Annotated in this window: 6 protein-coding genes; 2 read left to right on the forward strand and 4 right to left on the reverse strand. The window is 69.8% G+C overall.

What is annotated here, in order from left to right:
* Entirely contained in the window at positions 1–2,277 is a 2,277-nt protein-coding gene (locus ACFWPA_RS16430) for a tetratricopeptide repeat protein (protein WP_378506069.1), read from the forward strand.
* Positions 2,278–2,347: 70 nt separating this feature from the next.
* On the opposite strand, the gene ACFWPA_RS16435 is transcribed toward ACFWPA_RS16430, so the two are convergent.
* Together ACFWPA_RS16435 and pta are read right to left on the reverse strand one after the other, a co-directional pair.
* Positions 2,348–3,526, reverse strand: coding sequence for an acetate kinase (locus ACFWPA_RS16435; protein WP_378506068.1), 1,179 nt, complete (start codon positions 3,524–3,526; stop codon positions 2,348–2,350).
* 8 nt (positions 3,527–3,534) lie between these two features.
* Positions 3,535–5,634 carry a phosphate acetyltransferase gene (gene pta / locus ACFWPA_RS16440; RefSeq protein WP_378506067.1) on the reverse strand — a complete coding sequence of 700 codons (2,100 nt, stop codon included), beginning with the start codon at positions 5,632–5,634 and terminating at the stop codon, positions 3,535–3,537.
* Between the two features lie 94 nt (positions 5,635–5,728).
* Between pta and ACFWPA_RS16445 the strand changes: the two genes are divergently transcribed.
* Positions 5,729–6,238 (forward strand): nitroreductase/quinone reductase family protein, encoded by a 510-nt coding sequence (locus ACFWPA_RS16445; RefSeq protein ID WP_378506066.1) that lies wholly within the window; start codon positions 5,729–5,731, stop codon positions 6,236–6,238.
* A gap of 12 nt (positions 6,239–6,250) precedes the next feature.
* Here ACFWPA_RS16445 and ACFWPA_RS16450 read toward each other — a convergent pair whose 3' ends face one another.
* Both ACFWPA_RS16450 and ACFWPA_RS16455 read right to left on the reverse strand, forming a co-directional pair.
* Complete coding sequence (locus tag ACFWPA_RS16450; RefSeq protein ID WP_378506065.1) at positions 6,251–6,853, reverse strand: suppressor of fused domain protein; 603 nt, start codon at positions 6,851–6,853, stop codon at positions 6,251–6,253.
* Positions 6,854–6,892: 39 nt separating this feature from the next.
* Positions 6,893–7,501: LLM class flavin-dependent oxidoreductase (locus ACFWPA_RS16455; protein ID WP_378570976.1), on the reverse strand; the 609-nt coding region annotated here is incomplete at its 5' end.

The following is a 7,501-nucleotide window of genomic DNA, read 5'->3' on the forward strand; positions in this document are numbered from 1 at the left end:
ATGACCGACTCCCCCGACGACGCACCCCCCACCCAGGCCGCGCAGCCGACCCAAGCGGCGGCGGCACCACAGGATGCGAGCACGGGACCGGAGACCGCCCCCGGGGGCACGTCGGCCCGGACCTCCTCGGCGCGAAGCAGCGGACGACGCAGCCGATCGCAGCGTTCCCGCAGCGCCCGTCGCCGCATCGGCGGCGGTCTCGTCGAGGTCCCCGCCGTGACGATGCCCGACCCCGCCACCGTGGTGATGACGAATCCCGTTGTCGCCGAGAACAAGCGGTACTGTTGGAAGTGCGGCAAGCCGGTGGGGCGGGGCGGGCCGGAAGACACCGCGGGGCACTGCCCCTTCTGCACCGCCGGATTCGACTTCGCGCCCCGGTTGGCCGCGGGGGACATGGTTGCCGCCCAGTACGAGGTCCAGGGGTGTCTCGCACACGGCGGGCTCGGCTGGATCTACCTGGCCGTCGACCGCAACGTCAGCGATCGGTGGGTGGTGCTCAAGGGACTGCTGCACGCCGGGGATGCCGAGGCCCAGGCGGTCGCGCTCGCCGAACGCCAGTTCCTCGCCGAGGTCGAATACCCGGGGATCGTCAAGATCTACAACTTCGTCGAACATCCGCAGCCGGACGGCAGCACCATCGGCTTCATCGTGATGGAGTATGTCGGCGGACATTCGCTGCGCGATGCGTTGCGGACCCGGCAGCGCCCCGAACGGCTCCCGGTGGAGCAGGCCATCGCCTACGTCCTTGAGGTGCTGCCCGCCCTGGAGTACCTGCACTCGATCGGACTGGCGTACAACGACCTCAAGCCCGAGAACATCATGATCACCGAGGACCAGGTCAAGCTGATCGATCTGGGGGCGGTGGCCGCGCTGGAGGATTTCGGCTATCTGTACGGCACCCCCGGATACCAGGCACCCGAGATCCTCCGCACCGGACCGACCGTCGCCAGCGACATCTACACGGTCGGCCGGACGCTGGCCGTGCTGTGCCTGAACTTGCCGGCCGAGCACGGGCACTACCGGCCCGGTATCCCCTCCCCGGATGACGCTCCCCTGCTCGCCGAGCACGAGTCGCTGTACCGATTCCTGTTGCGCGCCACCGACACCGACCCCGACCGGCGATTCGGCGACGCCGTGGCGACCGCGGGCCAGCTGACCGGCGTCCTGCGCGAGGTGCTGTCCCGGCAGACCGGCGACGAGCATCCCGGCCTGTCCGAGCGGTTCAGCCCCGGCAGGACGGTCTTCGGAACCGATCTAGCGATCCGCGGAACGGACGTCTACCTCGACGGCGCCCGCCACGGCGTCGCCGTCGATGCGCGGGAGGTCGTTGCCGCACTGGCCGTCCCCCTGATCGATCTGACCGATCCAAGCTCCCCGTTGATCGCGGCGACGGTGCATGCCGAACCCGCTCAGACCCTGGACGCGATCCGACGGGCCCGCGCGAACAGCCTCGACCCCGGTGCCGACGGTGCACCCGGATTCACCGCGGAGATCGCATACGCGGAGGTGAAGGCCCTCCTCGATCTCGGTGACGACGACGCAGCGGCAGCCGTGCTCGACGTGGTCGCCGAGACCGGGGGCGACGACTGGCGGATCGACTGGTATCGCGGCATGGTGGCACTGCTCCGCGGCGAATATGAGGCGGCGATGACGTGTTTCGACGGCACCCTCGCCGCCCTGCCCGGCGAGATCGCCCCGAAGCTGGCGCTGGCCGCGACCGCCGAGCTGATCCTGCAGCACTGGCACACCGACGATCCGCGGCAGTGGCGCAGTTTCGCCGAGAAGTACTACCGCACGGTGTGGCGGAGCGACCGCGGGGTGGTGAGCGCGGCGTTCGGGCTCTCGCGCGAACTCGCCGAGCAGGGCGACATCGCAGGCGCGATCGCCGCCCTCGATCAGATCCCGGCGACCTCACGCCTGTTCACGACCGCCCGCATGACGGCGGCGCTGACCCGACTGTCCGGGGCGCCGATCGCGCGGCTCGACGAGGGGGCACTGCGGGACGCCGCGCGCCGGGTCGAGATGCTGCCCCCCGACGAGGGGCGGGCACCACAGATGCGGGCCGTTGTCCTCGGCACCGCCCTCGACTGGGTGCTGTCCGGGAAGGTCCCCGACCGGGACGGGGGACCGCTGCTCGGCGTCCCGTTCACCGAGGACGGTCTGCGCACCGGCACCGAGACCGCGCTACGGGCGTTGGCGCGCAACACGTCCCGGACCGCGCACCGGCACGCCCTGGTCGACCTCGCGAACCGGGTCCGGCCCCGCACCTGGTGGTAGGCGGCTGCGCCACCCGTGAGTCCTTATGGCCTGCACCGGGGCCAAATCCGCTCACGGGCGCCGGAGGCGCCTATCTCGCGAAGTCGCGGGCGAAGCGGGCTATCGCGAGCTCCTCGTTGGTCGGCACGACGAGCACCGTCACCGCGGACTCGTCGGTGGAGATGATGCGGGGGTCGTGACCGCGGACCGCGTTCCGTCGGGGATCGATCTCGATACCGAGCCGCTGCAGCCCGGCGAGCGCGTCGGCCCGCACCTCCGCCGCGTTCTCCCCGACCCCGGCGGTGAACGTGATCGCATCGGCACCACCGAGCACCGCCAGGTAGCCGCCGACGTACTTACGGAGCCGGTGGATGTAGACGTCGTAGGCGAGGGTCGCGGCCGGGTCACCCGCGTCGATCAGCTGCCGCAGCTCCCGGAAGTCGTTGACCCCGCTGAGTCCCTTGAGTCCCGAACGCCGGTTCAGCAGGTCGTCGATCGCGTCGACCTCCAGCCCGGCGCTGCGGCGCAGGTGCATCAGAATGCCGGGGTCGATGTCGCCGCTGCGGGTTCCCATCACCAGCCCCTCGAGCGGGGTGAGTCCCATCGACGTGTCAATCGCGCGGCCACCCGCGATCGCCGATGCCGACGCCCCGTTGCCCAGGTGCAGCACGATCTGGTTCAGCTCGGCCGGGTCGCGACCGAGCACCTCCGCCACCCGCGCCGACACGTACTCGTGGGAGGTGCCGTGGAACCCGTAGCGGCGGATACCGTGCGCTGCGGCGACCTCGGCGTCGAGGGCGTAGGTGCGGGACCGGGCGGGCAGGGTGTGGAAGAACGCGGTGTCGAAGACCGCGACGTGCGGCACGAACGGCAGCGCCAGCATCGCACCCTCGATGCCGATCACGTTGGCCGGGTTGTGCAGCGGGGCGAGTTCCGACAGTCGGGTGATCTCGTCGATCACGTCGGGCGTGATGAGCGTCGGGCGGTGGAAGACCTCTCCGCCGTGCACCACTCGGTGGCCGACGGCGGCGATGCCCGCGGTCACCAGATCGACGCCCGCCTCGGCGAACATCCCGAACGCCAGCCGCAGTCCGTGCGCGTGGTCGCTGATCGGACCGCGGTGTTCCCGGTCCGTGCCGCGGTGGTGGTGCGTGACCAGCCCGTCGGGCTCCCCGATCCGTTCGACAAGTCCGGCCGCGATCGCCTCCCCGCCGTCCGGGTCGACCAGTTGATACTTGATCGACGACGATCCCGAATTGACTACCAGCACCGATCCTTTCACGACCGTGCCTCCCCCGACTCGATGCCCTGCGCCTGGATCGCGGTGATCGCAACCGTGTTGACGATGTCCTGCACCAGCGCCCCCCGCGACAGGTCGTTGACCGGCTTGTTCAGGCCTTGCAGCACCGGGCCGACCGCGACCGCACCCGCGCTGCGCTGCACCGCCTTGTACGTGTTGTTCCCGGTGTTCAGGTCGGGGAACACAAACACCGTCGCCCGGCCCGCGACCTGCGAGTCGGGGAGCTTCGCCGTCGCCACGGTCGGCTCGACCGCCGCGTCGTACTGGATCGGGCCCTCCACCAACAGATCCGGGCGCCGCTCCCGGACCAGCGCGGTCGCCATCCGCACCTTGTCCACCTCGATCCCGGCGCCGGAATCGCCGGTCGAGTAGGACAGCATCGCAATCCGCGGGTCGATGCCGAAGCGGGCGGCGGTGCGCGCGGAGGAGATCGCGATGTCGGCGAGCTGTTCGGCCGTCGGGTCGGGGACAACGGCGCAGTCGCCGTAGGCAAGCACCCGGTCGGCCAGGCACATCAGGAAGATGCTCGACACCGTCGACACCCCCGGTTCGGTCCGGATGATCTCGAACGAGGGGCGGATGGTGTGCGCGGTGGTGTGCGCGGCGCCGGACACCATGCCATCCGCGATTCCGGTGTGCACCATCATCGTTCCGAAGTACGAGACGTCGGCCATCACCTCCCGCGCCCGGTCGACGGTCATCCCCTTATGCTCCCGCAACCGCGCGTACTCGACCGCGAACCGTTCGGTGTGCTCGCAGTCCGACGGGGTGAGGACCGCGGCGCCGTCGAGGTCGACGCCGAGGTCTGCGGCCCGACGACGGATCGCCGTCTCGTCCCCGAGGATGGTCAGGTCGGCGATGCCGCGTTGCAGCACCCGTCCCGCGGCCCGCAGGATCCGGTCGTCGCTACCCTCCGGGAGCACGATGTGCCGCCGGTCGGCGCGCGCCCGTTCGATCAGCTGGTACTCGAACATCTGCGGTGTGACCACCTCGGGCCGCTCCACCCGCAGCCAGGCCAGCAGGTCCGCGGCATCGACCCGCTGCTCCATCAGGCTCAACGCGGTGTCGACCTTGCGCTGCGATCCGACGGCCACCCGCCCCCGGGTGACCGCCGCCGCGGACGCGGTGTCGAAGGTCCCGAGGTCGGTGGTCAGGATCGGCAGACTCGGCCGCAATCCCGCCATCAGCTTCGCGACGGCCGGGTGCGGCAGCAGGCCCCCGTTCATGATGATCCCGGCGATCGACGGAAAACCCTCCGCCTCATGGGCGTTGACGAGAGCAAGCAGAGCATCGGAGCGGTCGGCCGGGACGATCACGACCATTCCGTCGGTGAGCCGCTCGAGGATGTGCTCGGCAGTCATGCCCCCGACCATCACCCGCAGCGCCTCCCGCTGCAGCAATTCGGTGTCCCCGCTGTAGAGTTCACCGCCGATCGCCCGGCGCAGTTCGGCGACCGTCGGCGCAACCAGCAGCGGGATCTCGGGCAGACTCCACACCGGCACCGCGAGCGGAGCCAGCGCGACCCGCACCGCGTCGAGGTCGTCGGGTGCGCAACGGTTCACCACCACACCCACCAGATGCGCATGGCGGGACCGCAATTCGGCCGCACAGATCTGGCCGAGCTGCAACACCTCGTCGGCGGTGCGACCCGAACCGCGCAGGGCAAGCAGCACCGGCGCATCCAGATTGACGGCGATCCTCGCGTTGAACTCCAGTTCGCTTGGGCTCGCCACATCGGTGTAGTCGCTGCCGACGATGACGACCGCGTCGCACTGCTGCGCCATCTCGTGATACCGGGCGACGATCTCCGCGAGCGCCAGTTCGGGGTCGGCGTGCACCGCCTCGTACGTGACGCCGAGGCTCTGCTCGTAGGTCAGGTCGGCGGTGGTGTGGTCGAGCAGCAATTCGAGGATGTAGTCGGGCTCGTCGGTGGAGCGGGCGATCGGCCGGAACACCCCCACCCGCGCCGTCGACCCGCACAACATCTGCAGCACGCCCAACGCGATCGTCGACTTCCCCGTGTCGCCCTCCGGGGAGGCGATGTAGACACTCGAGACTGCGGACGCTGCGGAGGCCATGGCGTCCACCCTAGCCAGTGCGGTCGGTCCCGTAGGTCCGGCAGGGACGGCGTCGCGGGCCGAGGCGAATGGCGGCGCTGCATAATCGACATCCATGAGCGACTCCTCCTTCCCCGACGTCCGCTGGGGGTCCGAGAGCAGCATCCTGCGCGGTCCGGCCACCGCTTTCGGGTCGACCCGGTTCGGATCGTGGATGATCCGCAGCCTGGCCGGCGTGGATCGGACGCTGCTCGAACGCAGCCGTGGCCGCTTCACGGTGCTTGGGCCGATCGGACTGCCGACGGTGCTGCTCAACTCGACCGGACGCAAGTCGGGTCTGCGGCGCACCAGCCCGCTGCTCTACCTCCGGGACGGCGATCGGCTCGTGGTGGTGGGCAGCAACTTCGGGCAGGCACATCATCCGGCGTGGACGGGCAATCTGCTGGCCGATCCGCAGGCCAGCGTGACGATGGCGGGCCGCGAGATCGAGGTGCTGGCGACCCCGGTCACCGGCGCCGAGAAGGACCGGCTGTACACCGCGTTCGTCGAGTTGGCCGGGGCGTACGAGGTGTACCGGGGCCGCACCGACCGGGATCTGCGGATGTTCGCGCTGTCCGTGCGGTAGACCGGGTCGTCGTTAGACGACGGAGGGGCGGTCGATGTCGGACACGTCGGCGCCCGCGGACTCGAGGCGGGCGAACAGGCCGTCCGTCCCGTTGCGGGACGCGAACTCGAGTTCGGCGTCGGTGATCGGCACCGCCTGCAGCCAGGTGGTGACGTCCTCCTCGCGGTCGACGAGGATCTCGAGGTCGGGCCAGATGAACGGGACGACGAGCAGGACGTGCTTGGTGCCGCGGCCCGGGTCGGCCTCGTGGACCGCGTTGGGCACGATCGTGTTCGGGGTGACGTGGAACGACCCGGACGCGACCGCGAAGGCGCACTGCGCCAGCACGTCGGCGAGGGCGCGGTGGTCGGCGCGGCCGACGGTGATCAGTTCGGTGCGGATCGGCCGCCCGTCGTCGGTGGTGACATTGGTGGGATATCGGACCATGTCCAGCGTGGCGTACGAGGCGTACCCGGGGCCCGGGCAGCCGTCACCGATCGCGATCGACACCTCGTCCGGCTTCTCGCCGTCGGCCTCCGGGTCGACGCCCGCGCGGAACCGCAGCACCTGCGGCAACGCTCCGAACACCTCGCCGAGTCGGCGGGCGGCTTCCATGACGTCGTCGCTGGCATCCATGACACGTCAGCCTAGTGAGCCGCCCGCCCGATACCGGCGTCAGCCCAGGGCGCGCAGCCGCGGCGCCAGATCCCGCTCAAACAACTCCAAGAACCGCCGCTGATCATGCCCGGGCGCATGAAACACCAGATGGTTCAGCCCGGCATCGACATAATCCCGCACCCTCGCGACCGCCTCATCCGGATCCGACGCGACAATCCACCGCTTCGCGACCTGCTCAATCGGCAACGCATCCGCCGCCGCCTCCATCTCGATCGGATCCTCAATCGAATGCTTCTGCTCCGGAGTCAACGACAACGGCGCCCAAAACCGGGTGTTCTCCAACGCCCTCACCGGATCCGTGTCATACGAGATCTTGATCTCGATCATCTTGTCGATCCCCGCGACGTCCCGCTCCGCCTTCCCCGCACCCTCCGCCACCGCAGGCATCAACTTCTCCGTATACAACTCCATCCCCTTGCCGGACGTACAAATGAACCCATCCCCCGCCCGACCCGCATACCGCGCCACCACCGGACCACCCGCCGCGATATACACCGGAATCCCACCCTCGGGAACGTCATAAATCGACGCCCCCACCGTCCGGTAATACTCCCCGTCGAAATCAACCCGATCCCCGGTCCACAACTCCCGCATCAACCGCACCGA

The sequence above is a fragment of the Rhodococcus sp. NPDC058505 genome (genome assembly GCF_042720095.1).
Classification (GTDB): domain Bacteria; phylum Actinomycetota; class Actinomycetes; order Mycobacteriales; family Mycobacteriaceae; genus Rhodococcus_G.

What these genes read in the sequence shown, in the direction of transcription:
- ACFWPA_RS16430 (WP_378506069.1), top strand. Translation starts at nt 1, where the DNA reads ATGACCGACTCCCCCGACGACGCACCCCCCACCCAGGCCGCGCAGCCG.
- pta (WP_378506067.1), bottom strand. Translation starts at nt 5,634, where the DNA reads ATGGCCTCCGCAGCGTCCGCAGTCTCGAGTGTCTACATCGCCTCCCCG.
- ACFWPA_RS16445 (WP_378506066.1), top strand. Translation starts at nt 5,729, where the DNA reads ATGAGCGACTCCTCCTTCCCCGACGTCCGCTGGGGGTCCGAGAGCAGC.
- ACFWPA_RS16450 (WP_378506065.1), bottom strand. Translation starts at nt 6,853, where the DNA reads ATGGATGCCAGCGACGACGTCATGGAAGCCGCCCGCCGACTCGGCGAG.